Genomic DNA, 26,837 nt, shown 5'->3' on the forward strand with positions numbered 1-26,837 from the left:
TCGGGCTGACGAAGGAAGCCCGACTCATGCGGGTGGGTGCGTCGGGCATCGCTGGCGCTCAGCCCGACCTACGTTGTCCGCCGGTCCCGCGCCCCAGTTGCGGCCTCATTGGCCGTCCAGCGCGAAATTCAACTTGAGGACGTTTACGCGTGGTTCGCCGAGTACTCCGAACTGGCGTCCTTCGGTGGCTTGCGCGACCAGCGCTGCGACCTGCACGGGTGCGAGGCCGCGCACGCGCGCGACGCGCTGCACCTGATACGTGGCCGCAGCCTGCGAGATGTGCGGATCGAGCCCGCTGCCGGACGCGGTGACCAGATCGACAGGGACCGGTGCGGTATTGCCGGGATCGGCGGCGCGCAGCGCGGTGATGCGCTGCTTCACCGCATCGGTCAGTGCCAGATTGGTCGGGCCGAGATTCGATGCACCGGACGAGGCGGAATTATCCGCGAACGGCGTGGTCGCGGACGGCCGGCTCCAGAAATACTTCGGATCCGAGAATGGCTGGCCGATCAATTCCGAGCCGAGCGGCTTGCCGTCGTGCACGATCAGGCTGCCGTTCGCCGCGTGCGGGAACAGCACCTGGGCGATCCCGGTGACGACGAGCGGATAGGCCATGCCGGTCAGAACGGTCAGTACGAGCAGCAGAACCAGAGCATTGCGAAGCAGCGTACGCATGGTGGTCTCCACCTCAGAAATGCAGGATCAGGTCGAGCAGGGCGGTGGTCTGGTTGCTCTTCCTGCCGTTGTCGTAGGCCGCCACGTCGTAGGAATGCTCATAGCGGATCTCGGGGCGAACCTCGATGTCCTGCGAGACCCAATGCGTCATGCCCAGCGTGTGGCTGCTGTAGTGCGTCGCATAGCCGAAGCGCTGACCCTTCTCGTCGTCGTACCACTCGTTGCGGAACGAGATCATGTTGGCCGGATTCAACTGGACGTTGAGGTAGTTGACGATGCCGAACTCGCCCGCGGTTCCCGGGCCGCCGTTCGCGCCGAAGCCCGGGATGTTGCGGCCATACATGCGGTAGGCCTCGGTCAGGATATGCACGTTCGGACTGAAGCGATGGCCCCAGGTCATCACGTACATCTGCACGTTGTTGTAGTTGTAGTCGGACTTGTTCCAGTTGTTGACGCAGGGATAGAGCATGTCGTTGTTGTCGGCCGAGACCCAGCGCACGCAGGCTTGCAGCGACGGTCGCGCGGAGTGGTTCCAGATCGCGACATCGTTGCTGCCGTTGATGCCGAGCTGCACGGTCCACTGGTCATTGAGCTTGGTCGTCGTCATCACGCCCATCTGCGTGTAGGGATCGGCCGTGTAGAGGATCGAGTGCGTGAGCAGGTAGTTGTTCGGCGAGAACTGCGCCTCGATGTCCGGCAGCGACAGCCAGCGGCCGACGCGCACGACCATGCCTTGCGCGACCCACGGAATGTACACGTCGCCGTAAAACAGCATCGGGTCGTAGCCGTAGATCTTGCCGGCGAGCGCCTGGTTCGGATTCGGGTTGTTCAGCAGCTGGTTGCTGAGAACGCCCTTCATGGTCGTGTAGTGGTAGTCGTAACCGTACAGGTTATCGAAGTGGAAGCCCCAGTCGATGTGGTCGGTCTGCACGGTGTCGGGGATGCGTTCGAAGCGCAGCAGGAACTGGTCGAACTCGACGCGATTGGGACGTGTCGCGTACGCCAGTGGGAAATTGCTTTTGCTGGATGAGCTGAGGTTCATCGAGGGATTGATCCAGCCATAGACCTCGATGCGGTGGTCCTGCATCCAGTGACCCAAGCCGGTGCAACCGAGCGCCTTCTCGAGCGGATACTGCGAATTCTCGTTCGGTACGCCGATCGGATAGGCGACGCCACCGAGCTGCCATTCCGCGGACGGAAACGGCGGTGAGCTGAATGGCGAGTCCATCGCGCGGCGCGGCGTCGCCGGCGCGTTCGGATCGGCCGGCGCGGGATTGGCGTCCTCGCGATACGCGGCGGCGAGCCGCGAGAAGAAGTTCGACGAGCAGTCGCTGCTCGACCCTGCCGTCGGTGCCGTGCTTGCCGGTGCGGCTTGTGCGTCGGCTGTCTGCGCCGACGCTACGCCTGCGGCTGGCAGGCACGCGAGCGCCAGCGCGGCGGCCAGCTTCTGTCGGCATGTGGCGACGGTTAGGAACATGCGTGTCATGGATGAATGTCCTTGAGTTTCTATGAATTCTTGATGGGGCAGGTCGAGCGACACGGGTCAGATGCCAGCATATCCGCCGAGGTAGTAGCGGTCCTCGTTTTCGGAGTCCGTCGCCACATTATCGGTGGTCGGCGCGGATGGGGCGGGATTCATCAGCACGGCACGCGCGCCGTAGCGATCATCGTTCACCGCATGGCCGGTATCGGCAGCCGGCTCCGTTTCCGCAGATGCAACAGTACGCAACAGATGGGTACGCATGTTCGAGGTTCCTTATGCCAGTCCGCACAGGACCAGCAGCCAATCGATGAGTTTGATACCGACGAACGGCACGACGAGCCCGGTGACGCCGTAGACCAGCAGATTGCGGCGCAGCAGCTCGCCGGCGCCGACCGCGCGGTAGCGCACGCCCTTCAGTGCGAGCGGGATCAGGAACACGATGATCAGCGCATTGAAGATCACCGCGGACAGGATCGCGCTCTGCGGCGTCGCCAGGTGCATCACGTTGAGCGCGTTCAGCGCCGGGTAGGTGCCGGCGAACGCGGCCGGGATGATCGCGAAATACTTGGCGACGTCGTTCGCGATCGAGAATGTCGTCAGCGCGCCGCGCGTGATCAGCATCTGTTTGCCGATCTCGACGACCTCGATCAGCTTGGTCGGGTTCGAGTCGAGGTCGACCATGTTGCCGGCCTCTTTCGCCGCCTGCGTGCCGCTGTTCATCGCGACCGCAACGTCGGCCTGCGCCAGCGCCGGCGCATCGTTGGTGCCGTCGCCGCACATCGCGACGAGCCGCCCTTCGGCCTGGATGTCGCGGATCAGTTTCAGTTTCGCTTCCGGCGTCGCCTCGGCGAGGTAGTCGTCGACGCCGGCCTCAGCCGCGATCGACGCGGCAGTCAGCGGATTGTCGCCGGTGATCATGATCGTCTTGATGCCCATCCGGCGCAGCTCCGCGAAGCGCTCGCGGATGCCGCCCTTGACGATGTCCTTGAGTTCGATCACGCCGAGCGCGCGGGCGTCCTCAACCACGAGCAGCGGCGTGCCGCCCTTGCGCGCGATGTCTTCGGCAACCTTGACGACCGTCGTCGGCAGCGTCGCGCCGCGCGCGGCAAGGTGGTTGCGGACCGCATCGATCGCGCCCTTGCGAATGATTCGGCTGTGTCCATTCGGTTCGCCTGCACGCGCATGCATGTCGACGCCGCTCATGCGTGTCTGTGCGGAGAACGGCACGAAGTGCGCATCCAGCTCGTGCAGGGCGCGTTCGCGCAGGCCGAACTTCTCCTTGGCGAGCACGACGATGCTGCGACCTTCCGGTGTCTCGTCGGCCAGCGAAGCGAGCTGCGCCGCGTCGGCGAGCGCGCTCGTGGACACCCCAGGCGCCGCATGCAGCGCGACGGCCTGGCGGTTGCCGAGCGTGATCGTGCCGGTTTTATCCAACAGCAGAACATCCACGTCGCCGGCGGCTTCGACCGCGCGGCCGGACATCGCGATCACGTTGGCCTGGATCATGCGGTCCATGCCGGCGATGCCGATCGCCGAGAGCAGGCCGCCGATCGTGGTCGGGATCAGGCAGACCAGCAGCGCGACCAGCACGGTGATCGTGACCGGGCTGCCATGGCCGGCGGCACTCACCGCGTACAGCGAGTACGGCAGCAACGTCGCGCAGGCGAGCAGGAAGATCAGCGTGAACTTGGCGAGCAGGATCGTCAGCGCGATTTCGTTCGGCGTCTTGCGCCGGCTCGCGCCCTCGACCATCGCGATCATGCGATCGAGGAAACTCTCGCCGGGATTGCTGGCGATGCGCACGACCAGCCAGTCCGACAGCACGCGGGTGCTGCCGGTGACCGAGCTGCGGTCGCCGCCGGATTCGCGGATGACGGGCGCTGATTCTCCCGTTACGGCGCTTTCGTCGACCGAGGCGGCGCCATCGATGACCTCGCCGTCACCGGGCACGGTATCGCCCGCCTCGATCAGCACGTGGTCGCCAACGCGCAGTTCGGCTGCAGAGGTGAACACCACACCGGCATCGCGCTTGGGCGCCGCCAGTTTCTTGGCGATGACGTCACGCCGGGCGCCACGCAACGCCTGCGCCTGCGCCTTGCCGCGCCCTTCGGCGATCGCTTCCGCGAAGTTCGCGAAGACCAGCGTAAACCACAACCAGATCGCGACCCAGAAGATGAACGCGGCCGGCGCTTCGCCGTGGCCTGCGAGCGCCTGCGCCCACAGTCCGGTCGTCAGCACGCTGCAGACGAACACGACGAACATCACCGGATTGCGGAACTGCCGTCGCGGCGACAGCTTGCGGAACGCGTCTGCGATCGCGGGAGCGATCAAATCCCGGCTCAATGCACGTGCATGAAGAGTGGTCGATGTCATGTCTAGCGTCCGGAAGCCATGAGCTGCTCGGCGATCGGGCCGAGTGCGAGTGCGGGCAGGAAGGTGAGTGCGCCGATCACGATCACGGTGCTGGCGAGCAGCACGATGAACAGCGGCGTGTGCGTCGGCAGCGTGCCGGCCGATGCGGGCACGTGCTTCTTGGCCGCCAGCGACCCGGCGATCGCGAGCATGCCGATCGCCAGCGGGAAGCGTGCGAGGAACATGCAGATGCCGAGCAGAACGTTCCAGAACGGCGTGGTCGCCGACAACCCTCCGAACGCGCTGCCATTGTTGTTTGAGGCAGACGACAGCGCATAGAGGATCTCGCTGAAGCCGTGGATGCCGGGATTCGCGATGGCGGCGAGGCCGGCCGGCGCAAGCACGGCGATCGCGGTGCCGACGACGACCAGCGCGCAGGGGATCAGCACGACCAGGCTCGCCATCTTCATCTCGTAGGCCTCGATCTTCTTGCCGAGGTACTCGGGCGTCCTTCCGACCATCAGCCCGGCGATGAACACCGCGACCACGGCGAACGCGAGCAGGCCGTAGAGTCCGCTGCCGACACCGCCGAAGATCACTTCGCCGAGCTGCAGCAGCCACATCGGCACGAGTCCGCCGAGCGGAGTGAACGAGTCGTGAGACGCGTTCACCGAGCCGTCCGAGGCGGCGGTCGTCGCGGTCGCCCACAGGGTCGAGTTCACGATGCCGAAACGCACCTCCTTGCCTTCCATGTTGCCGCCCGCCTGCACGGCCGACGCCACTTGATCGGCGCTCGTTGCGGCCAGCGCCGGATTGCCGGCTTGTTCTGCGGCCGTGCAGGCGAGCAGCAGGGGCACGAAGATCACCAGCATCGTCGCCAGCAACGCCCAGCCCTGGCGGCGATCGCCGACCATGGTGCCGAAGGTGTAGCAGAGTGCAGCCGGAATCAGCAGGATCGCCAGCACTTCGAGGAAGTTGCTGAGCGGTGTCGGGTTCTCGTACGGATGCGCCGAGTTCGCGTTGTAGTAGCCGCCGCCGTTGGTGCCGAGCTGCTTGATCGCGATCTGCGAAGCGGCGGGGCCGAGTGGCAGCGACTGCGCCGTGACCGGCGTCTCTTTCGTCACATCCTTGCCGGCGCTGTCCTTGACCGCGTTGCCCGCCGCGTCCTTGACCGTTTCGGTCTGCGTGGTCGGCTGCAGCAGCGGCACGTCTGCGTACGGCTTGAAATCCTGCGGAACGCCCTGCCAGGTCAGCAGCAGTGCGAGCACGAGCGACAGCGGCAGCAGCACGTACAGCGTGCAGCGCGTCATATCCACCCAGAAGTTGCCGATGCCCTGCGCGGTCCTGCGCACGAAGCCGCGGATCAATGCGATCAGCACGGCGACGCCGGTCGCCGCGGACAGGAAGTTCTGTACGCTGAGGCCGAGCATCTGGGTCAGGTAGCTCATCGTCGATTCGCCGCCGTAACCCTGCCAGTTCGTGTTGGTCGCGAAGCTGATCGCGGTGTTCATCGCCGAATCCGGCGTGACCGCGCCGAAACCCTGAGGATTGAGTGGTAGCCATTGCTGCACGCGTTGCAGCAGGTACACGACGAGCAGGCCGGCGACATTGAACACGAGCATGGCCAGCGCGTAGCGTTTCCAGCCCATGTCCTCGTCCGCGCGGATCCCGGCGACGCGGTAGAGCACGCGTTCGACAGGCGCACCAAACCGGGTGATGCGGTTCGGTGCGTCGGCGAACACCAGTGCCATGTACGCGCCGAGCGGCTTCACCAGCGCGAGCAGGGCAACCAGGTAGAGGCCGAGTTGCAGGAAGTCGTTCGTGGTCATTCGAACCACTCCGGTTTCAGCAGCGCGATCGTGAGATAGACCGCCAGCGCCAGCGCGATCAGTGCAGCGAGTCCATAGAGGGCGCTCATCGGCGTTCCTCCAGGCGTCCGCACAGCCAGAGGTAGCTGGCGGTCAGGCCGACCAGCACGACAAGCAGGATCAGATAGACGATATCCACGACGTAGCCCCTCGATCGCAAGGGCACCACGATAGGCGTCGCCGCATAAGCGGCGCGTAGGGAATTGGCGCGGCTGCATAAAAGCCGCATAAAAATCGGCGCGGCCGCAGCGTGGCTGAAACCCGCTGTACTCCCTCTCCCCTCCAACGGCTTCACCGTTGGGGGAGAGGGTTGGGGTGAGGGGGCAGGACTTCATGCAGGACGCGCCATTGCCGCGTGCAGTGCCTTCATCGAAACGCACCGCTTCTGGAGCGTGCAAAATCGCAGCTTCATTCCAGCGCGTGGTTTCGCCCCCTCACCCAACCCTCTCCCCCCCAAGCGAAGCTTGGGGGAGAGGGCTTCAGAGCGTTGTGTCAGCGCGCGGTGGTCGACGCCGCGGCCGGCGTGAACGGTACGGCTGGCTGGGCGGGCAACTGCTTGCGCCAATCGGCCAGCTTTGCCTCGATGCTGTGCGAGCTCGCTATCTGCGGTTCGGAAGGCTCGTTCTTGCCGGCCGCTTCCCAGCTGCCTACGGCGCGCTTCGCCAGATCGAACGCTTCGCGCAGCGAGGTCGTCTTGTTCAGTGCCTCGACGAGAAACGCCTTGCCGAACCAGGTGATGTCCGAGTCCGCGCCACAGCCGAACGAAGTGCGGTCCGCACGCGCCGAGGTGATCACCATCGTCGAATCGTCGCGCAGTGCATCGACAAAGCCGCCCGAATAGCACGCGTTGACCACCAGCACTTTCCAGCGAATGCCGGGCTCGGTCTTCAGCGCGTCGGCAAGATCCACCGGTTCGATCTGGTCGAGCGGCAGCGGATCGAGATCGACCAGCAGCTGGTGGTCCTCGGAACCGTGCGTGGTCAGGTAGACCAGCAGGATGTCCTGGGCCGGGTCCATCTTCTTCGCGATCGCGTCGAGCGCGTGGTGCAGGTTGGTCCAGGTCGCGAGTGGTCGCGTCGCCACGGTTGCGGCGTTGTTTTCGAGCACGAGCACGTAACCGTCGGCATCGAAGCGCTGCGCGAACAGGCGCTCGGCGTATTCCGCCTCGTTGCGGAACACATCCTGGTCGGCGTCGCCTGCGAACGCGATCGCGTAGAGGTTGGTTTTGCCCGGCATCCGTGGCTTGAGCTTCGCGAGCGAAGCATCGAGCAGCGTGCGCTGGTTGAACATCACTTCCTCGGCGTCGAAGCCGGGCTGCGCGGCTTCGTCGTCTTCATGGGCTGCCGGGTTCGCGTCGGCGTCCGGTTCGGTCGTATCGGCTGCGTTCGTGTCCTCGGCGACCTCGTCCGATGCCGGTGCGGACTCCAGCAATGGCGCCGCCGGCAGCCACCACCAGGCGGCCGCGGAGATCGCGTACGCGAGCAATGCGCCGGCCAGCGCGCGTGCGAGTCCGCGTGGGGCGAGCCAGTGCGCGAACACGAGCAGGACCAGGAACCACCACGCACGCGAAACCAGTTCGAGCAGCAACGCGAGTACCGCGTGGTCGTGTTGCAGCAGCGCACTCGCGGTGTACGCGAGCGGCCAGTGGATGACCGCGGCCGTCGCGATCGTGGCCGCGAGCAGGATCGCGGCCGCGCCCCAGACGATGTCGCGACGCTGCGCGAGCGTTGCGAGCAGCCATGTCGCGACCAGGGTCAGCAGCGAATCGGCCAGCACGGTCGAGATGCCGGCCGGATCGAGCCGCCAAGGCGGGGGGGTATCGACCAGCTCCATGCCGAACGAAACCGCAAGGTAGACGGCGACCAGCGCCACGTACACGCCGGCACTGGCGGTGAGGACCGTGCCGCGCGGATGGCGCAGGAAAGCGGCGCGCAGGCCGTCCAGTAGCGTCGCAAGGAGTCGTTTCACGGAATACCGATCAGGGGGTGGGTTACGCACCGCGATCCGTGCGGCCGATGACGCAATTATCGGCTGGTTGCGGTCTGCCGGAAAGACGCGTGGAGGGGCGCGTGTCTGTGGGCCGCTCGTGCTTCGATACCTCAGCACGAACGGCGCGGGGCGGTTCTTAAAGCAAGAACGGGATCAGCGCCGCCACCTCGGCGCGGTAGCGCAGATAGGCGTCACCGAAGGTCTCGATCATCCAGCGCTCCTCGAGGCGCAGTTTCCGCCACAAGGCCACGAAGGCCATCGCGACCGCGAGCACGCCACGCCATTCGCCGCGCGCGATCGCGGTGCCGACGAAGCCGAGCAGCAGGCCGGTGTAGATCGGATGGCGTACCAGCGCGTACGGGCCGCTGCGTACCAGTTCGTGGTTTTCCTTCAGCGTCACGACGCCGCTCCAGTTGCGGCCGAGGTGTACGCGGGCCCAGATCGAGAACGCGAGACCGACCGCGATCACCGCGACACCCGAGAAGTATGTCGTCGATGTGGCCGGCAGGATGCGGCCGCAGAGGAAGCAATCCGGCGGCGTCCGCAGCCAGAGCAGCAGCGCCGCGATCGCGAGCGGCACGAGATGCGAGGCGCGCGATGCGGACGATTCGACGCGCGTGCTGGCCTTGGTGCCGCGCGCGGCGATCAGCCAGTACAGACCCCAGGCGATCCACAGCGCCCGGATCAGAGGGTCCTGCATGGCGTCCATCACAGCAGGCGTTGCTCAGTGTGCCTCGACCGCGTCGAAGTCGGCCACGCAGCGGTGCGTGCAGTGCGACGGACACGGCGATGGCGCGCGCGCAAGCAGGGTCGTCTGAAGGCCGGCGGCGCGGGCCGCGTCGAGTTCCTCGACGATGTCGGACAGGAACAGGATCGTGTCCGCGGGCGTGCCGACCGCGGCGGCGATGCGCCGATACGACTCCGCGTCGCGCTTGGGACCGGTTTCGGTATCGAACCAGCCGGAGAACAGCGGAGCCAGGTCGCCCGCGTCGGTGTGGCCGAAGAACAGCTTCTGCGCCGGTACCGAACCGGACGAATAGACGTACAGGCGTCGGCCCTCGGCATGCCACGCGCGCAGCCGCGCCGGCACTTCCGGATAGACATGCGCGGTGTATTCGCCGTTGGTGTAGCCATCCTTCCAGATCATGCCCTGCAGCGCCTTCAGCGCGGTCGACTTGCGGTCGGCGTCGATCCACGAGATCAGCAGGTCGATGATTTCCTGCTGCGTCGCCGAGACCAGGCCGGCTTCCCGGGCCGCTTCGTGCAACCAGTGCTGCACGTCGGGTTCGTCCGCATGCGTGACCACGAAGGCGGGCAGGCGCTCGCGCGCATACGGAAACAGCACGTCCTTGACGAAGCTGATCGAGCTGGTCGTGCCTTCGATGTCGGTGAGGATGGTGGTGATCATGGTGAGCGGCTGTGGGAATTGTAGGAGCGGCTTCAGCCGCGATGCTCTTGGTCTGGTGTCGCGACGAAAAGAGCATCGCGGCTGAAGCCGCTCCTACGATGCATGGGCAGATGTTTGCGTGCGCGCCGCCTCGACGTTCGCCGCGTAGGCACTTTCGATCGCACGCTTGGCCTCCAGCGGCGCCGCAAGGCGCGAGAAGATCATCGAGCTCTCGCCGCGGCCGGTCAGCACCACGTCGCCGAAACCGAACAGGCGGCCCCAGGCGCTCTGGTGCAGGTCGATCGTCTCGATCGACGCAAGCCGGAGTTCCTCGGTTTCGCGGCTGAGGATGCCGGTCTTGCGCACGACACGGCGGTTCGTCACGCCCTGTTCGATCGAGCGCAGGCGGATCCATTCGTAGAGCGCGGCGAGCAGCGCAAGGCCGAACGTCGGGATCGCGAGGATGAGAAACACGATGAGCTGCCATTTCGCGGTCCAGTGCAGCGCGAAACGCGCGACGATGGTTTCGCCGGCCGCGAGCGACTCGTCCAGATACGCCATGCTCAGGCCGCCTGTGCGGAGCGGTGCGGTGACATGCGCGGAAAGCGTTCCGCGATGTCTTCACCGGTGAACTCGGCAACCCAGCCTTCCTTGTTCGTGAACAGGCGGATCGCAATGAAGTAGGGTGATTCGCTCATGTCGAACCAGTGCCGCGTCCGGTCCGGCACGCCGATCAGGTCGCCGCTCTCGCAGAGCACCTCGTAGACCTTGCCCGCGATATGCAGCGTGAACTGGCCGGCGCCGGCGACGAAGAAGCGCACCTCGTCCTCGCTGTGCGTATGTTCGCTCAGGAATTTCCGGCGCAGCGTGGCGCGCTCCGGATGGTCCGGCTTCAGGCTGATCACGTCGACCGCCTGATAGCCTTCCTCGCGCATCAGGCGATCGATGTCGCCGCGGTAGGCGGCGATCACTTCGTCCTGGCTCGCGCCGGGCACGACCGGCTTCGACGCCTCCCATTGCTCGAAGCGCACGCCGACCGCGGCGAGTTCACGGGCGATATCAGCGTGTTCCGCATGCGTGGAGCGCGGCGCGATGCCGTTGTCTTCGTCGTAGATGCGTAGTCGGCTCATGTGTGGCCTGCGACGTTCATTTTGGAAGATGGATCGCGAAGGAATCGCGGGGATGGGCGCGGGCCCGGAGCGAGGCCTGTAGCGGTTGCTACAGGCCGAGTGAGGGGCAAGCTCAGCGCCGCGAGGCCGAGCGAGCCGCTTTCAAAATGGGCGTTGCAGGCCACTTTCACCTCGCAGACGCAGCAGGTCCAGTTCGCAGCCCAGCAGGAATTCGAACGCCTCCAGGTGGCGGCGCGTCTCGGGCATGTCGCGTCCCCAAGTGTAGATGCCGTGACCGTCGATCAAGTAGCCGTGCAGCGGCTTGCCGGCGTCGAGCCAGGCATCGACCGCGCGTACCAGCACGCTCATGTCCTGCGCGTTCGGGAATACCGGCACGTCGAGCACGCTTTCGTGGGTCGTGGTGCCGGCGATCGCCTTCTGCAGCTCCCAGCCTTCGAGGCGGATCACGCCGCGACCGGCAAACAGCCGCGAGGCGACCGTCTGCGTGCGCGAATGCGTGTGCAGCACCGCGCCGGCGCCGGGAAAGCGGCGATAGAGCTGCGTGTGCAGCGCGGTTTCCGCCGAAGGGCGGGCGTCGGTGCCGACCGCGCGCCCTTCGAGATCGACGACCATGATGTCGTCGATGTCGAGCCGGCCCTTGTCGCGGCCCGAGATCGTCACCGCGGCGTGGCCGGCATCGAGACGCATCGAGAAGTTGCTGCTGGTCGCCGGCGTCCAGCCGAGTGCGCCGAGTTCGCGGCCGGCGTCGGCGATCTGGCGCGCGCAGGATTCGAGTTGGACCCGATCGATGGATTGCATGTCGATGGTGTCTTGCCGAAAGGGGCGACCTGGGGACCTGCAACTATACCCGAGCCGGATGGCAGCGCCTTCATCACATGGTCATCCTGGCGGTGCCAGCCTCCGGGCGCCGCGGGTGCGGCAAAGGTGCGCAGAGGCGTGCCTCGTGCAGGGAGCCGCGCTAAGCTCATGCGGCTCTCGATACACGGAAGGGCGGATGTACCACGCGCGCGGTTCGCGCGCTCATCGTCAGGACAACAGGAGTGGACCATGTCGAACCCAGCCGAAAGCCAGGCCAGACGCCGTTTTCTCAAGATCGCCGTGATCGGCGCCGCGACCGCGCCGATCGCTGCAACATTGCTTCCGCGCATCGGTCGCGCCGACGACCTGCCGCATCTCGACGTCAACGACGCGACCGCCAAGGCCCTGCACTACACCGAGGATGCTTCGACCGCGACCGGCAACCCGACCTTCAAGGCCGGTTCCAACTGCGCGAACTGCCAGTTCTTCCAGGGCAAGGCCGGCGACCAATTCGGCCCGTGTCTGCTGTTCCCGGGCAAGTCCGTGCATTCGAAGGGCTGGTGCGCCAGCTACAACAAGAAAGCCTGAGTCCGCTTTCGGCAGCGGCGCGTTCCCCGCGAGTTTCTTCCCGTCATTCCTGCCTTCGCTGGAATGACGGGAGCGGCTGCGCTCGCCGATCCACATCCCGTGTCTCGATGCGGCGTCTCGGCAACTGAGACCTCGGGCTGTCACAATCCGGGCTCGTCGTTCGGCCGAGCCCGTACATGCAGAATCTTCCACCGAGCATTCCGTTGATCCTCGCCGCGCTGATCGGTCTGCTGGCCGGTTGGCTGCTGGTGTATATCGTGTCGCGCCGCTGGATCGGAAGTGCGCATGCGGCCGGTCGCGCCAGCCGTGACGCCGAGGTGGCGACGCTGGTCGAGCAACGTGAAGCCGCGGTCGAACGTGCCGACGCGTGTGCGGCGCGCATCGAGCGCTACGAGCGCGACTGGGCGCAGGCCGAGCAGAACCTGCGCAAGCTCTCCGCGCACGCGGCGGCGCAGCAGGCGCAGGCGGATCGACTCGGTCACGAGCTTGTCGACGTCCGGCGCGGTCGAGACGAAGCGCAGGCACACCTCGTCGATCTGACCCGCAAACACGCCGCACTCGAAGCCGGTGCGCAGGCGCAGGCGCAGGCCGCCACGGAAAAACTGCAACTGCTCGAACAGGCGGAGGTTCGTCTGCGCGAAGCGTTCCAGAACCTCGCCAACCGCATTCTCGAGGACAAGGCCGAGCGTTTTCGCGAGCAGAGTGCGCTGCAGCTCGGCGGCCTGCTCGATCCGCTCAAGGTGCAGCTCACGGAATTCCGCGAGGCGGTCACGCAGACGCATGCCAGCGAGCAGCGCGAGCGCGGCATGCTCGCGCAGGAAATCCAGACCCTGAAGCAGCTCAACCAGCGCATCAGCGAGGACGCGATCAACCTGACCCGCGCACTGAAGGGCGACACGCGCACGCAGGGCGCGTGGGGCGAACTTGTTCTTGAGCGCGTGCTCGAGGCGTCAGGCCTGCAGGCCGGGCGCGAATACACGACGCAGGCGAGCTTCAGCGATGGCGACGGAGGGCGTCAGCGTCCGGACGTCATCGTCCATCTGCCCGATGACAAGGACATCGTGATTGACGCGAAAGCGTCGCTGGTCGCTTACGAACGTTTCTGCGCCACCGTCGACGACGCTGAGCGTGCGAGCGCACTGGCGGAGCACGTCGGCTCGCTGCGGCGACATATCGACGGGTTGTCGTCGCGCAGCTACAGCGACATCGAGGGCCTGCGCACACTGGATTTCGTGCTGCTGTTCGTGCCGGTCGAAGCCGCGTTCATCGAGGCCGTGCGCGCGGATGATCGACTCTACGCGCACGCGCTCGGCAAGAACATCTCGCTGGTCAGTCCAAGCACCTTGCTGGCCACGTTGCGCACGGTCGCGCACCTGTGGCGCATCGAGCGCCGCAACGTCAACGCGATGGAGATCGCCAAGCGCGCCGCGCAACTGCACGACAACTTCGCGCTGCTCGTCGACGAACTCGAGGCGATCGGTACCCAGCTCGACAAGGCGCAGCGTGCGCACGCGAGTGCGCTGCGCCGGCTCACCGAGGGCGGAAAGGGCAGCGTGCTGCTGCAGGTGCAGAGCCTCGCCGAGATGGGCGCGCCGGTGAAGAAGCAACTGCCGGCGGGCCTGCTGAGCGTGGCGGGGGCCGGCGAGGCGGACGAGAACACGACCAGCGAACATCCTGCCTGATGCGGACGACCGGAGACGTTGTTGTCCACGAGTTTCTGCGTCACGTCGGTGTGGGCGGGTGCAGAGCCGGCGCCGGTTGGGCAGCCGCGGAGTAAGCGGCCGCAACCGTCACGTCGCATCGTGGAAGATGATCCCGGCCGTGTGGCGATGGCCCGAGCGCAGGCGGCTGACACCGTGTCGCAGGTTCACGCGGTAGACGCCTCGACTGCTGCGGACCGGGCGGTGGTGCACCGCGAAGATCACCGCGTCGCCCTGTCGCAGCGGTACGACTTCCGGCCTCGACTGCATGCGCGGACGCTGTTCGGTCAGCACGAACTCGCCACCGGTGAAGTCGCGGCCGGGCTCGGACAGCAGGATCGCGACCTGCAGCGGAAACACGTGCTCGCCGTACAGATCCTGGTGCAGGCAGTTGTAGTCGTCGACACCGTACTGGAGCAGCAACGGCGTCGGCCGTTGCTGTCCCGCTGCATGGCAGCGCGCGAGGAACTCCGCATGCGCGTCCGGATAACGGACATCGATGCCCATCGCCGCGTTCCAGCGGTTCGCGACCGGCGCGAGCCGCGCGTAGAACGAGGCCCTCAAGGTGGCGATCGGATCGGGCAGGGGATAGCTGAAGTACTTGTATTCGCCGCGCCCGAAGCCGTGTCGACCCATCACGACGCGGCTGCGAAAGCGATCATCCTCCGTATACAACGCGGACAAGGCATCGCATGCAGCGGGTGGGAGCAGGCGCTCGATCATCGCGCTGCCATGACTATCGAGGCCACGGGCGATGCGGTCCCAGTCGAGTGCCCCGACGCGCTCCATCAAGTTTCGATCGATGTTCCTGTCCATTGCGTCCCTTGCGCCCCTCTTGTCTGTCGGATGGGCGGCACTCTATGGACTTCCCATGACGCGCGCACTCCGGTTCCTGCGGCCAATTCCACGACGGAAGTGGGTTCAGCTGCCAAGCAGCAGCTCGATCCGATGCGCGGCGCCGTCATCGATCAGCGCGATGCGTGTGCCGGCGTGCGCGCTGCCATCGACTGTGACGTGCATTCCCGCGACCTCAGTGTCGCGACGGATCTCGATCGCGTACGTCGTCGTCTCGAACCGATACGTGATCGACAGTGCGGGCCATGCGGCCGGCAAGCGCGGCGCGAGGATCAGCATATCGGCTTCGCGATGGATCCCGAGCAGCGATTCGACGATGAGCCGATACATCCATCCGGCCGAGCCGGTGTACCAGGTCCAGCCGCCGCGGCCGGTGTGCGGCGGCACCGCGAGCACATCGGCCGCGGCGACGTAGGGTTCGACCATCCAGGTCGCGATCGCGGCGGGCGAGGTGCCATGGCGCACCGGATTGATCAGGTCGAACAGTTCCCAGGCGCGCTCGGTGCGTCCGGCTTCAGCAAAGGCCATCACCGCCCAGACGGCCGCGTGTGTGTACTGGCCACCGTTTTCGCGCACGCCGGGCACGTAGCCGCGGATGTAGCCGGGATCGAGCGATGACTTGTCGAACGGCGGCTCCAGCAACTCGATCAGCTTCGCTTCGGGCTTGACCAGATGGCGGTCGAGCGCGTCGAGCGCGAGACCGGCGCGCTGCGGATCGCCGGCGCCGGACAGCACCGACCAGCTTTGCGCGATCGAGTCGATCCTGCATTCGTCGCCCTTGGCGGTACCGAGCGGTGTACCGTCGTCGAAATACGCGCGCAGATACCATTCGCCGTCCCAGGCGTGGCGGTCGATCGCATCCTTGAGCGCCTGCGCCGCGTCGCGGCAGCGCATGACGAATGCGGTGTCGCCCCGGTGCGCGGCGATGTCGGTGAAATCGACGAGCACGCGATACAGGAAGAATCCGAGCCAGACGCTCTCGCCGCGACCTTCGTGGCCGACGTTGTTCATGCCGTCGTTCCAGTCGCCGCTGCCCATCAGCGGCAGGCCGTGTACACCCAGGCGCAGGCCGTGTTCGATCGCGCGCGCGCAGTGCTGGTAGAGGTCGGCGCTCTCGTTCGAGCGCAGCGGCATGTCGTAGTACGACTCCTCGCCGGGGTTCAGCGCGCGGCCATCGAGGAAGTTCGCCTGTTCGTCGAGTACGTTCCAGTCGCCGCTCGCGCGCAGGTAGCGGCCGGTCGCGAGCGGCAGCCAGAGGTAATCGTCGGAACAGCGCGTGCGCACACCACGGCCGCCCGGCGGATGCCACCAGTGCTGCACGTCGCCCTCGCGGAACTGGCGCGAGGCGCACAGCACGATCTGCGCGCGCAACAGGTGCGGCGCCGCATGCACCAGCGCCATCGCATCCTGCAACTGATCGCGGAATCCGAACGCGCCGCCGGATTGATAGAAACCGCTGCGCCCCCACAGCCGGCACGAGATGACCTGATAGAGCAGCCAGCCGTTCGCGAGCGCGTTCAGCGCGTGGTCCGGCGTGTCGACGACGACAGCACCGAGCAACTGTGCCCAGCGCGCGTTGGATGCCTCGAAGGAGTTCCGCGCCGAGCCGGAGCGGCGGAAGCGTCGCACCGTTGCGGTCGCTTCGGTCTGATCCCGACCGGCGCCGAGGCGGAAGATCAAGGTGCGCGATTCACTGTCGGCGAGTTCGAGCGGTATCTGGATCGCACCACAGGGATCGAGGCGTGCGCCGACGCGGCCGCTCAGCGACACGCGCCCCATTGCAGCGGGCTGGCGCATGTTGCCGTTGCGTCCGATGAACTCGCTGCGGTCGCCGGTGAGCGTGCGCTGTGCGTCGTCGACATCGAAGAACGCCACGCGATCGGCGAACTCCGCGTTATAAGCGTTGCGCGCGAGCAGGGCGCCGCTCGCGTCGATCTCGGTGACCACGTGCATCGCGGTCTTCGCGGCGAGGTCGCCAAGCACCCATTCCACGTAGCCGGTCGCCGACAGTCGGCGTGCGCGACCGGAGTCGTTGCGCAGGCGCAGCACGAAGAACTTCACCGGCGCCTCCGGATCGACATGGATGCGCAGCTCGCTGACGATGCCGTCCTCGATCGTCTCGAACGCGCTGTAGCCGAAGCCGTGCCGCGACACGTAGCGCGCCGCGCCGGGTGCCGGCAGCGGCGTCGGCGACCAGTGGTGGCCGGTCTCCTCGTCGCGGATGTAGAACGCCTCGGTATTCGGGTCGCAGACCGGATCGTCGCTCCACGGGGTCAGGCGATACTCGTGCGCGTTCTCGAACCAGGTGCAGCCGGACCCGCTCTCGGACACGATGCAGCCGAAGTCGGGATTCGCGATCACGTTGATCCACGGCTGCGGCGTGCGCTGCATGCTGTCGGTCGCGATCACGTACTCGCGGCTGTCGCGCGAGAAGCCGCCGATGCCGTTGACCAGCGTGCGTGGCGGCAGCGCGATGTTCTGCGCCGGCGCGGCTTCGCGCGTGCGCGTAGCCGTGAAGCGCGGCACGTTCTCGGTGGCTTCGCGCGCGCGCAGCTGCTCGATCAGAGAGCCGGCCTCGTCGGACAGCACGACGCGCGCGACCGACTGCATCAGCACGCGGTCCTCGTGGCTGATCTGCTCGAGTGCACGCACGAAGATGCCGCCGGGCTTGTCGACCAGGCTGGCGTCCGCGCTGCCCGCGATCACGCCGAGGATTTCGTCGTGCAGGATCTGCCGATAGCCGCCGTGTTCCGCGTTCCAGATCAGCAGGTCGAACACCAGTCCCTTGAGGCGGCAATACGCGTGCGCGTGCACGAGCTGGCGCACGAGGTCGATGTTCGCGGAGGCACCGATCTGCAGCAGCACGATCGGCAGGTCGCCCGAGATCGCGAAGGCCCACAGCCCCGACTGGCCGCGTCGGTTGCTGGCGATGACGCCGGGCGCGGCGCGGCGCACCGGGTCGACATAGACCAGGCATTCGGCGAGGCGCGCGTAGGTCTGCGCATCGGTCTCGCTGACGTTGATCTGGCCGAGTACCACGCGGCTGTGTGTCCAGGCGAGGTCGAGCACGCGATCAGCGAGGTGGCGGTCGTGGTACTTGTCGGCGAGCCAGAGGCACTCATCGCGTCCCTCGGCGGCGCCGGTGACCATGTCGATGCAGATGGTCTGCTCGGGCCGTATCTTGAAACGGTGCCGGACCGCGGCGATTGGATCGAGTACCGAGCCGGCGGTTCCGGACAACGGGCCGGCTTCGAGCATCGCCCGCGGGGCCGCGCTGCTGCGGCCGCGCCCGATGAAGCGCATGCGGTCGCTCTCGTGCGAGATTTCCTCGCTCGGCGCATCGTGCACGGCGACAAGATGGAACATCCACGGCTGCGCTTCGTGCGAGGAGCGCGGTCGCCGTGTGCACAGGATCGCATCGCGCGTCTTCACGAACTCGGTCTGCACGAACAGATTGCTGAACGCCGGGTGCGCGTCGTCGCTCGCGGCGGGCGCGAGCACGATCTCCGCGTAGCTGGTGAACTCGATGGTGCGCTCGACGCGCGAGCGGTTGGTGATGCGTGTGCGCCGCAGCTCGATGTCGTCCTCAGGCGAGACGACGATGTCGGTATGTGCGTCGAACTGGCCGGCGCGGCAGCGGAACTCGACGCGCGACTCCGTGAACACCGCCTCATAGCTGTCGACGGTCGCGAGCGTGGGGTGGAATGTGGTGGACCAGATGCGACCGCTGTCGCAATCACGCAGATACGCGTACATGCCCCAGGCATCACGGGTCACGTCCTCACGCCAGCGCGTCAGCGCGAGGTCGCGCCAGCGGCTGTAGCCACCGCCGGCCGCGGTCACCATCACGTGGTAGCGGCCGTTCGACAACAGCTGCATCGCGGGCCTGCGCGTGTCGGCCTTGCGGAATACGCGCAGCGGCATCTGCGGCTGCTCGGTGGCGCTGCGCACGTCGACGACTTCCGGATCGCTGGCCCATGCGCCGGACGTGCGTGGCACGCGCTCCTGCAGCAGCAGCAGCGTGGCCTGGAACTGTGGGTAGTTCTCGAAGCGGCGCTGCAGTGGCCGGTCGAGCAGCGCGTGCGCGCATGCGAGCAGGCTCATGCCCTGATGGTGCGCCATGAACGAGCGTACGATCGTGTGCGTCTCGCCGGGTTGTTGGCGCGTCGGGGTGTAGTCGACCGCCTCGTAGAAACCGTAACCGGTCAGCCAGCCTTTCGCGGCCATTGCGCGCAGGTTGTCGGCCGCCGCATGCGGCAACGTGGTCAGCGCGAGTGCGCTCGCGTACGGCGCGACCACCAGTTCCTGCGACAGCCCGCGTTGCAGGCCCAGCCCCGGTACGCCGAACGCGCGATATTGATAGTTCTGCGCGGCATCGGTCAGGTTGTAGCCGGATTCGGAAATGCCCCACGGTACGTCGCGCTGCCGCGCGTAGACGATCTGGCGGGCGATCGCGGCGCGGCAGGTTTGCGCCAGCAGCGAACCGGGATAGGCCGGCATCACCAGCAGCGGCATCAGGTATTCGAACATCGAGCCGCTCCACGACAGCAACGTGGGCGGTCCCTCGTGCGCGGTCAGCAGGCGGCCCAGAGCGAACCAGCTCTCCTGCGGCACCTGGCCGTGCGCGACCGCGGCGAACACGCCGAGGCGCACCTCGGAGGCGAGCAGGTCGTAGTAACCGGTGTCGCGCTGCGCCTCGCTGACGTTGTAGCCGATCGCAAACAGGTGGCGCTTCTCGTCGTAAAGGAAGCGATATCCGGCGCGTGCGAGCTCGTCGCATGCGCTGGCCAGGCGCTCGATCTCTTGCAGGCAGGCGCGCGCGCGCGCGACGCCGCGCAGCGATGCCGGGGATGTGGCGGGTTCAGAATCGGCGGGTGCGAGGTGGTCGAGCGAGGTCAGTGTCGGCAGGCTGTCGGGTTCTGCGGAGTGCGCGCTGTTGCCATCTGCACCCGACGCGCTTTCGATCAACCATGCCTCGGTGTCGTCGAGCGCGGCACGACATTCGCGCGCGAGTGTCTGCGCGTGTGCGACAACGGCATCGGATTGCGTCGCAGATCGCGTGCTCGCCACGCCTTCGGCAAGTGGAATCAGCTTGAGCAACTGCGCACGGATCGACGCCACGGTGCGTGGCGGATCGCGTTCGATGGCAGCGAACGCGATGTCGAGTTCGGCCAACTGCGCCGCGTCGACTTTCGGCCAGCCATCACGCAGCAGGCCGAACGTATCGGCGAGACCTGCGAACAGACGCGGATGGATCACGGGTGCGTGCGCCAGTTCGAGCAATCCCTGGCGCAGGGTCAGCAGATGGCCGGCCAGGTTGCCGCTGTCGACCGTGGAGACATAGTGCGGATGCAGCGGCTGCAAGGTGACGGTGTCGTACCAGTTGTAGAAATGCCCGCGGTAGCGCTCGAGCCGGTGCAGCGTGTCGAACGTCAGCGCAGTGCGTTCGAGCAGTTTGACCAGACTCAGGTAGCCCAGGTCCCAGGCGGTCAGGTTCGCGAGCAGGCAGAGGCCGATATTGGTCGGCGAGGTACGCTGCGCGATCTTGGTGATCGGCTGCTCCTGGTAATTGTCCGGCGGCAGCCAGTGGTTGTCGGCATCGACGAAGCGCTCGAAGAACGCCCAGGTCCGCCGCGCGACGCCGCGGATGAACGGAACTTGCGTCGCGTCGAGTACTTCCGATTCGTCGCGCGGCGCGCGCGCGAGCCAACGCTCGAGAAGCGGTGCAGCGAGCCAGAGCAGCAGCCAGGGCAGCGCCATCGGCAGGACCTCCGGCCGGATGCGGAGCAGATAGGTCGCGATTGCCAGCGCCGCGAGGGGGGCGATCCATTCTTCCTGCGCGGATGACGAGCGGTGTGCGCCGCTTTCCAGCGTGCGCGAGGCAACCCATTGCAGCAGCCGACGACGCGACACGTGCACGCGCCAGCCGGTGCGCACGATCGCATCGAGGCTCAGCCAGGTCTGGTGCGGCAGGCAGGCGATCTCGAACAGAAATTGCGCGAAACGCCGCCCGGCATCGTGCAACGACAGCGTCAGATGCCGACCTGGCTTGAGGTCCGGCGGCTTGCGCACGACCGACAGGAGCGTGTCGATCATCATCGGCAGCAGCAGAATGCCGGTGATCAGTAGCGTCCACCAGAGGGGGCGCGCGAGTGCAGTCCAGGCGAGCAGCAGCAGCGCACACAGCGCGGGTGCGACCAGGCTGCGGCGCAGGTTGTCGAAGATCTTCCAGAGCGAAAGTCCGGACAGCGGGTTGCTCTCTCGCGATCCGTTCGCCACTGGGACACGCGAGAACAACCATTCGGCGATCTGCCAGTCACCGCGGATCCAGCGTTCGCGGCGACGCGCGTCGAGGCGGTAGGCCTGCGGGTAACGTTCGTAGAGCTCGATGTCGGTGGCGAGCCCGGACCGTACGTAGCAGCCCTCGAGCAGGTCATGGCTCAGGATCCGGTTCAGGGGGACCCTTTCGGCGAGCGCATGCTCGAACGCGTCTACGTCGTAGATGCCCTTGCCGGTGAACGAGCCCTCGCCGAACAGGTCCTGGTACGTGTCGGATACGGCACGCGTGTACGGATCGACGCCCGGATCACCACCGAACAGCATCGCGTAGCGAGTGGTGCGCCCGGTCGTGAAGCTGGTGCCGATGCGCGGCTGCAGGATGCCGTAGCCGGCGACGACGCGGCGCCTGACCTCGTCGAAACGCGGCCGGTTGAGCGGATGCTCCATCGTGGCCACGAGCTGGTGTGCGGCATCGCGCGGAAGTTGGGTGTCCGAGTCGAGCGTGATCACGTAGCGCGTCGCGCGCAGTTGCGCCAGGTCACCGACGATGTGCGAGTAGCGATCGTATGCACCGTTTCGCAACAGTGCGTTCAACTCGCCGAGCTTTCCGCGCTTGCGCTCGAAGCCGATCCAGCTGCGCTCGCTCTCGCTCCAGCGGCGTGGCCGATGCAGCAAATAGAAAGGATCTTTACCGGATTCGGTATGGCGCGCATTGAGGTTCGCGATGCCCGTACTGGCGATCGCGAGGATCTTTTCGTCGGATGGCTTCTCCGCCTCGTGCCAGTCGCCGAAGTCGGTCAACAGCGCGAAACGGATGTTGGGATCGCGGTTGGCGAGAAAGCGGATCTCGAGTTCTTCGACGAGTTCGGTCGCATCCTCTTCGCTGCCGAGCAGCGTCGGTACCACGACCAGTGTCTGCGCCTCGGGCGGCACGCCCTCGCGGCACTCCATGCGCGGCAACGGCCGTGGCGCCAATGCGAGCGACGCAAGCCGATTGACCAGCGCGACCGCGAGCTGGCTGAGCGCGACGATCGTGCAGACGGCTGTCGCGACAATGAGCCAGGTCGGGCTCGGGGTACGCCAGAGTTCGAGCAGCGCCGGCACCGCGATCAGCGCGCCGGTCAGCAGCAACGCACCGAAGTAGAGCGGAAACGGGACGGTGCACGCGCGCAGGCGCGGAAAGCGACGGTGCAGCCCGCAGCAGTGCTCGAGCGCCGCCACGCCGGCGTCGATCAGGTAGTAGCCGACGTGACGGTCGAGCGCGGCCGCGTCGGCCGGCGAGGCTTCGCGCGCCAGCATGATCGCGCATTCCGCGACGTCGGTCTCTGCCTTGCCCGATTCGCGCGAGAGCTTCTCGACGACATGCCGGTAGCTGTCGCGGGTCGCGAAGTCCATGCGCGAATAGACGCCGGCCGGGTCGTCGCGCAGCACGCGTTCGACGCCGCTGGCACCTTCGACGAACTCGCGCCAGTCGATCGCTTCCAGCAATCGCAGGCTGCCGATGCTGTTGCTGATCGACACCTGGTCGGCGGCTTCCTCCTGGTTCGTCGCGTGCACGAGTTGCTCGATCGTCATGCCTGCTTCCTGCAGGCGCTGTTCGACCCAGGTCAACGGCAGCGCGAGCGCGGCACTGTGGCCCTGCAGGCGGCGGGAAAGTTCGGCGACGAACGCGCCGCGCATCGGCGGCTGCGAGCGCGCCATGTCGGAGACGATCAGGATCAGGCTCTTCGGGTCCTGCTCGACGATGTCGATCATCTCGTCGGCCCAGCGCGCGGCGAGGTTGCGGTAGCGGCGGTCGCTGCGCACGCGGAACGCAACGCGACGCAGGTTCTCGATCAGGGCGAGGCGCAGCATGATCGGGATCGCCCACAGCTCGCCGAGCGCGAGCGGCTGCGCCTCCTGGTAGGCGTGCACGAAGCGGCTGAGCGTGTCCTGGTCGACGCGGCCGTCACCGTGCGAGATCGAGTTCAGCGCAATGTCGTAGACACGCGGCAGGCCGGCAGATGCGCCGCGCTGCAGGCGCGGCAGTTCCCAGCTGTAGCGTTCCGGAAAATGCCGGCGTGCGGTGCGGATCTGCTCGTCGATCAGGTACAGGTTGTCGAGCAGCCACTCGCCGGCAGGGGTGACGCGATGCCCGGTCTTGATTGCGTCGGCGAGCAGCGCGCAGCTGTCGCGCAATACGGTCTCATTCTCGGACAGGCGCAGCAGCAGGCTGTTCGAGCGCTTGCCGGTGAAAACGCGGTGTTCGGCCCCAAGCGCGCGTCCGTGTTCCTCCATCTGCTCGGCGCTGAGCAGTTCCGCGCGCAACGGCGCGTCGCCTTCGCCGGCGATATCGTCGATCGCCCGAATCTGGCCGAACCACACGGGCCAGGATTCGAACCATCGGCGCATCAGCGGCGACATGGCGGCTCCTTATATGGACGCATGCGGGAAACGCATCCAGGTCGGATGATCGGAAACCTGGCCGTCACTATCAACCCCGCAACGCAGCGGTGACGTGCACCCTGTCGCCGGATTGAAGGTATCAGGTCTGGATGAGCGGGCCCGCGCCGTCGCGGGGCGCGGGTCGTGATGCGTCGGCGGCCTGCCGCAAAACTCTCTCGGCGGGCCTCAGCCGCGCCGCAAGCGGCTGTGCCGGTGCCCGTAGCCGAAATAGATCGCCAGACCGATCACGGTCCAGACCACCAGCAGGGTCCAGTTGTACCAGCTCATCGTGCTGAGCAGCACCAGGCAGCTCGCGATGCCGCAGAAACAGATCACCGGCGCCCACGGCACGCGGAACGTGCGCGGGAGGTCGGGGCGGGTGCGGCGCAGGATCCAGACGCCGGCGCAGACCGCGCAGAACGCGATCAGGGTGCCCATCGAGACCAGGTCGCCGAGCACGTCGAGCGGGAACACCGCGGCGAGCAGGGCGATGCCGATGCCGGTGATCACGGTATTGATGTGCGGCGTGCAGTACTTCGGATGGATCTTCGCGAACACCGGCGGCAGCAGGCCGTCGCGGCCCATGATCATGAAGATGCGCGGCTGCGCGATGACCATGACCAGGATCACCGAGGACAGGCCGATCAGCGCGCCGATCTCGACGACGACGCGCAGCCAGCCGAGCCCGGCATGCGCGCGCACCGCGGTGACCACGGGTTCGGACGTGCCGAGCTGGTCGAAACGCAGCAGGCCGGTCAGCACCGCAGCCATGCCGATGTAGAGCACGGTGCAGATCGCGAGCGAGGCGAGCGTGCCGATCGGCAGGTCGCGTTGCGGATTCTTGGCTTCCTGGGCCGCGGTCGAGGTCGCCTCGAAGCCGATGTAGGCGAAGAACACCATGGCCGCGCCGCGCAGCACGCCGGACCAGCCGTACTTGTCCGGCCCTTCCGAGGGCGGGATGAACGGATGCCACAGGTCCGGATTCACGTAGCGCCAGCCGGCCACGATCACGATCAGGATCAGTGCGACCTTGAAGATCACCATGAACAGGTTTGCGCCGCTCGATTCGCGGATGCCGACGTAGCAGAGCCAGGTCAGCGCGAGCACGATCACGACCGCGGGCAGGTTGAACAGCGCGCCGGTCGCGACGAGGTGGTTGTCCATGAACGCCAGCGGCGCGTTGGTCAGCGCCGGCGGCAGATGGATGCCGAAATGATCGAGCAGGCTGGTGAAGTAGCCGGTCCAGCTGACCGCGACGGCCGACGCGGAGACGCCGTACTCGAGCACCATGTTCCAGCCGATGAACCAGGCGACCAGTTCACCGAGCGTCGCGTACGCATACGAGTACGAACTGCCCGACATCGGAATCAAGGTCGCGAACTCGGCGTAGCACAGCGCGGTGAAGCTGCAGCAGATCGCGGCGATCACGAACGCGAGGATGATTGCCGGACCCGCGTGTTCGGCCGCCGCCTGGCCCGTGATCACGAAGATGCCGCCGCCGATCACCGCACCGATGCCGAGTGCGGTCAGTCCCCAGGGGCCGAGCGTGCGCTTGAGACACGGGCCCCCGCTGGCGTCGGCATCGGAGAAATCGGTTTTCCTGGCGAACAGTTGGTCGAGCATGTGGGTTCCGGAAAGCGGCGTGCGCCAGGCGCAAAAAAGGCCGGCGACCATGCGCCGGCCTCTGATCGGATCGTGCTATCGCATGGTTCAGCCCGCGCCTTGCGGGGCGAGCTGGCTGCGACGATAGCCGTACGAGCGATACAGCACGAGGCCGATCGCGGCCCATACGACGAATACGATCTTCGCCGTCATGCTGAGATTGACGAACAGCAGCAGGCAGCCGAGTACGGCCAGCGGGCAGACCAGCCACGCGAACGGCGTGCGGAACGGCCGCGGACGGTCGGGTTGCTGCTTGCGCAGGATCAGCACGCCGATCGACACCATCGCGAATGCAAGCAGGGTGCCGGAGTTCGAGGTGTCCGCCAGCTTGCCGACCGGAAACAGCGCTGCGCAGGCCGAGACGACGAGGCCGGTGATCAGCGTGATCACGTGCGGCGTGTGGAAACTCGGATGCACCTTCGACAACACATCCGGCAGCAGGCCGTCGCGCGACATGGTGAAGAAGATGCGCGTCTGGCCGAACATCATCATCAGGATCACCGAGGGCAACGCGAGGATCGCGGCGATGCCGATCCAGTTGCCGAGTATCGGGAAGCCGAGCATGCGCAGCACGTGCGCGAGCGGTTCCCTGCTGCACACCAGCGCTTCCGAGTTTGCGCAGGCGGCCATCATTTCCGGCGTGCCGGGATCGAGCGGCATGCCGTTCGAGCCGAGCATCGGCTGTGCGCCGACCGAGCCGGCCGCACCGTAGCCGACCAGCAGGTAGAAGATCGTGCAGACCGTGAGCGAGCCGATCAGGCCGATCGGAATGTTGCGGTTCGGGTTCTTCGTTTCCTCGGCCGCCGTCGAAACCGCGTCGAAGCCGACGTAGGCGAAGAAGATCGATGCCGCAGCGCCGAGCACGCCGACGCCGCCCAGCGGGCTGCCCCAGCCGCCGGGCAGGAAGGGTTCGAAGTTGGCACTCTTGACGGCCGGCACGGCGATGCAGATGAAAACGGTCAGCGCCACGATCTTGATCGCGACCAGCACCGCGTTCACGCGCGCGCTCTTCGAGGTGCCGATAACCAGCAACCCGGTGACGGCGAGGCCGATCAGGAACGCGAGCAGGTTGAAGCCGCCACCGGCGTACAGGCCCGTTCGCAGGAATTCGGGCAACGCCAGCGCGCCGGGCTGCACCAGCCCGAAGAAATCCGCATGGGCCAGCAGGCCGTTCATGTAGCCGGACCAGCCGACACACACGACCGCGGCGCCGATGCCGTATTCGAGACCGAGCGCCCAGCCCACGATCCAGGCGACGAGTTCGCCGAGCACGCCATAGGTATAGGTATAGGCCGAACCCGATACCGGCAGCATCGCCGCGAGTTCCGCGTAGGCCAGTGCGGCCAATGCGCAGACGACGGCGGCGATCACGAACGCGATCATCATGCCTGGCCCCGCCTTCTGACCGGCTTCCGCGGTCAGCACGAAGATGCCGGTGCCGATCACGGCGCCGATGCCGAGCAAGGTCAGTTGAATCGGACCGAGTTGTCGCTTGAGCGACTTCCTTTCCGCCGTTTCGAGAATCTGATTGAGCGGTTTGACGCGCCAGAAAATCATCGTGTCCCCTTCCGAAGCTGTCACAGCATGGGAGCAGCGCCACGCAGGAAGCCGCGGTCACCGATCTATACGCATGCGTCCGGCAAGTGC

Annotated in this window: 18 protein-coding genes; 2 read left to right on the top strand and 16 right to left on the bottom strand. The window is 66.5% G+C overall.

Going from position 1 to position 26,837, the window contains the following annotated elements; translation table 11 throughout:
• Window positions 1-105: 105 nt before the first annotated feature.
• The 12 genes from kdpC to ABD002_RS09865 all read right to left on the bottom strand — a co-directional run bounded on the left by kdpC (window position 106) and on the right by ABD002_RS09865 (window position 11,682).
• Window positions 106-675: a potassium-transporting ATPase subunit KdpC gene (kdpC, locus tag ABD002_RS09810; protein ID WP_343790250.1), complete on the bottom strand. Its 570-nt coding sequence runs from the start codon at window positions 673-675 to the stop codon at window positions 106-108.
• Between the two features lie 13 nt (window positions 676-688).
• On the bottom strand, window positions 689-2,161 hold the full coding sequence (locus ABD002_RS09815; RefSeq protein ID WP_343790253.1) for an outer membrane beta-barrel protein: 1,473 nt from the start codon (window positions 2,159-2,161) through the stop codon (window positions 689-691).
• 57 nt (window positions 2,162-2,218) lie between these two features.
• Complete coding sequence (locus tag ABD002_RS09820) at window positions 2,219-2,419, bottom strand: hypothetical protein (protein ID WP_343790256.1); 201 nt, start codon at window positions 2,417-2,419, stop codon at window positions 2,219-2,221.
• 12 nt (window positions 2,420-2,431) lie between these two features.
• The gene (kdpB, locus tag ABD002_RS09825) at window positions 2,432-4,531 is read right to left on the bottom strand and encodes a potassium-transporting ATPase subunit KdpB (protein ID WP_343790259.1); all 2,100 of its coding nucleotides are present in this window, start codon (window positions 4,529-4,531) and stop codon (window positions 2,432-2,434) included.
• A 2-nt stretch (window positions 4,532-4,533) separates the two neighbouring features.
• Window positions 4,534-6,339 carry a potassium-transporting ATPase subunit KdpA gene (kdpA, locus tag ABD002_RS09830; protein ID WP_343790262.1) on the bottom strand — a complete coding sequence of 602 codons (1,806 nt, stop codon included), beginning with the start codon at window positions 6,337-6,339 and terminating at the stop codon, window positions 4,534-4,536.
• Window positions 6,336-6,428 (bottom strand): K(+)-transporting ATPase subunit F, encoded by a 93-nt coding sequence (gene kdpF, locus ABD002_RS09835; protein WP_343790265.1) that lies wholly within the window; start codon window positions 6,426-6,428, stop codon window positions 6,336-6,338. Before kdpF ends, kdpA begins: the two co-directional genes overlap by 4 nt.
• Before the next feature lie 442 nt (window positions 6,429-6,870).
• On the bottom strand, window positions 6,871-8,346 hold the full coding sequence (locus ABD002_RS09840) for a C13 family peptidase (protein ID WP_343790268.1): 1,476 nt from the start codon (window positions 8,344-8,346) through the stop codon (window positions 6,871-6,873).
• A gap of 157 nt (window positions 8,347-8,503) precedes the next feature.
• Window positions 8,504-9,076, bottom strand: coding sequence for a methyltransferase family protein (locus tag ABD002_RS09845; RefSeq protein ID WP_343790271.1), 573 nt, complete (start codon window positions 9,074-9,076; stop codon window positions 8,504-8,506).
• 15 nt (window positions 9,077-9,091) lie between these two features.
• A complete protein-coding gene (gene mtnC / locus ABD002_RS09850) occupies window positions 9,092-9,775 on the bottom strand; it encodes an acireductone synthase (protein ID WP_343790274.1) in 684 nt (227 codons plus the stop codon).
• A gap of 93 nt (window positions 9,776-9,868) precedes the next feature.
• Window positions 9,869-10,315, bottom strand: coding sequence for a PH domain-containing protein (locus tag ABD002_RS09855; protein ID WP_343790276.1), 447 nt, complete (start codon window positions 10,313-10,315; stop codon window positions 9,869-9,871).
• A gap of 2 nt (window positions 10,316-10,317) precedes the next feature.
• Window positions 10,318-10,884 carry a 1,2-dihydroxy-3-keto-5-methylthiopentene dioxygenase gene (locus ABD002_RS09860; protein WP_343790279.1) on the bottom strand — a complete coding sequence of 189 codons (567 nt, stop codon included), beginning with the start codon at window positions 10,882-10,884 and terminating at the stop codon, window positions 10,318-10,320.
• 141 nt (window positions 10,885-11,025) lie between these two features.
• Entirely contained in the window at window positions 11,026-11,682 is a 657-nt protein-coding gene (locus ABD002_RS09865) for a methylthioribulose 1-phosphate dehydratase (protein ID WP_343790282.1), read from the bottom strand.
• Window positions 11,683-11,931: 249 nt separating this feature from the next.
• Between ABD002_RS09865 and ABD002_RS09870 the strand changes: the two genes are divergently transcribed.
• Window positions 11,932-12,270 (top strand): high-potential iron-sulfur protein, encoded by a 339-nt coding sequence (locus tag ABD002_RS09870; protein ID WP_343790285.1) that lies wholly within the window; start codon window positions 11,932-11,934, stop codon window positions 12,268-12,270.
• 176 nt (window positions 12,271-12,446) lie between these two features.
• Complete coding sequence (locus tag ABD002_RS09875; RefSeq protein ID WP_343790288.1) at window positions 12,447-13,952, top strand: DNA recombination protein RmuC; 1,506 nt, start codon at window positions 12,447-12,449, stop codon at window positions 13,950-13,952.
• A 108-nt stretch (window positions 13,953-14,060) separates the two neighbouring features.
• Here ABD002_RS09875 and ABD002_RS09880 read toward each other — a convergent pair whose 3' ends face one another.
• From ABD002_RS09880 to ABD002_RS09895, 4 genes are all read right to left on the bottom strand, one after another.
• Entirely contained in the window at window positions 14,061-14,759 is a 699-nt protein-coding gene (locus tag ABD002_RS09880) for a 2OG-Fe(II) oxygenase (protein ID WP_343790291.1), read from the bottom strand.
• 132 nt (window positions 14,760-14,891) lie between these two features.
• On the bottom strand, window positions 14,892-23,507 hold the full coding sequence (locus ABD002_RS09885; RefSeq protein ID WP_343790294.1) for a glycoside hydrolase family 94 protein: 8,616 nt from the start codon (window positions 23,505-23,507) through the stop codon (window positions 14,892-14,894).
• Between the two features lie 207 nt (window positions 23,508-23,714).
• Window positions 23,715-25,151: an amino acid permease gene (locus tag ABD002_RS09890; protein ID WP_343790297.1), complete on the bottom strand. Its 1,437-nt coding sequence runs from the start codon at window positions 25,149-25,151 to the stop codon at window positions 23,715-23,717.
• 87 nt (window positions 25,152-25,238) lie between these two features.
• Complete coding sequence (locus tag ABD002_RS09895; RefSeq protein WP_343790300.1) at window positions 25,239-26,747, bottom strand: amino acid permease; 1,509 nt, start codon at window positions 26,745-26,747, stop codon at window positions 25,239-25,241.
• Window positions 26,748-26,837: the final 90 nt, after the last annotated feature.

This window comes from Dokdonella soli (assembly GCF_039523175.1).
In the GTDB taxonomy this organism is placed as follows: Bacteria; Pseudomonadota; Gammaproteobacteria; order Xanthomonadales; family Rhodanobacteraceae; genus Dokdonella_A; species Dokdonella_A soli.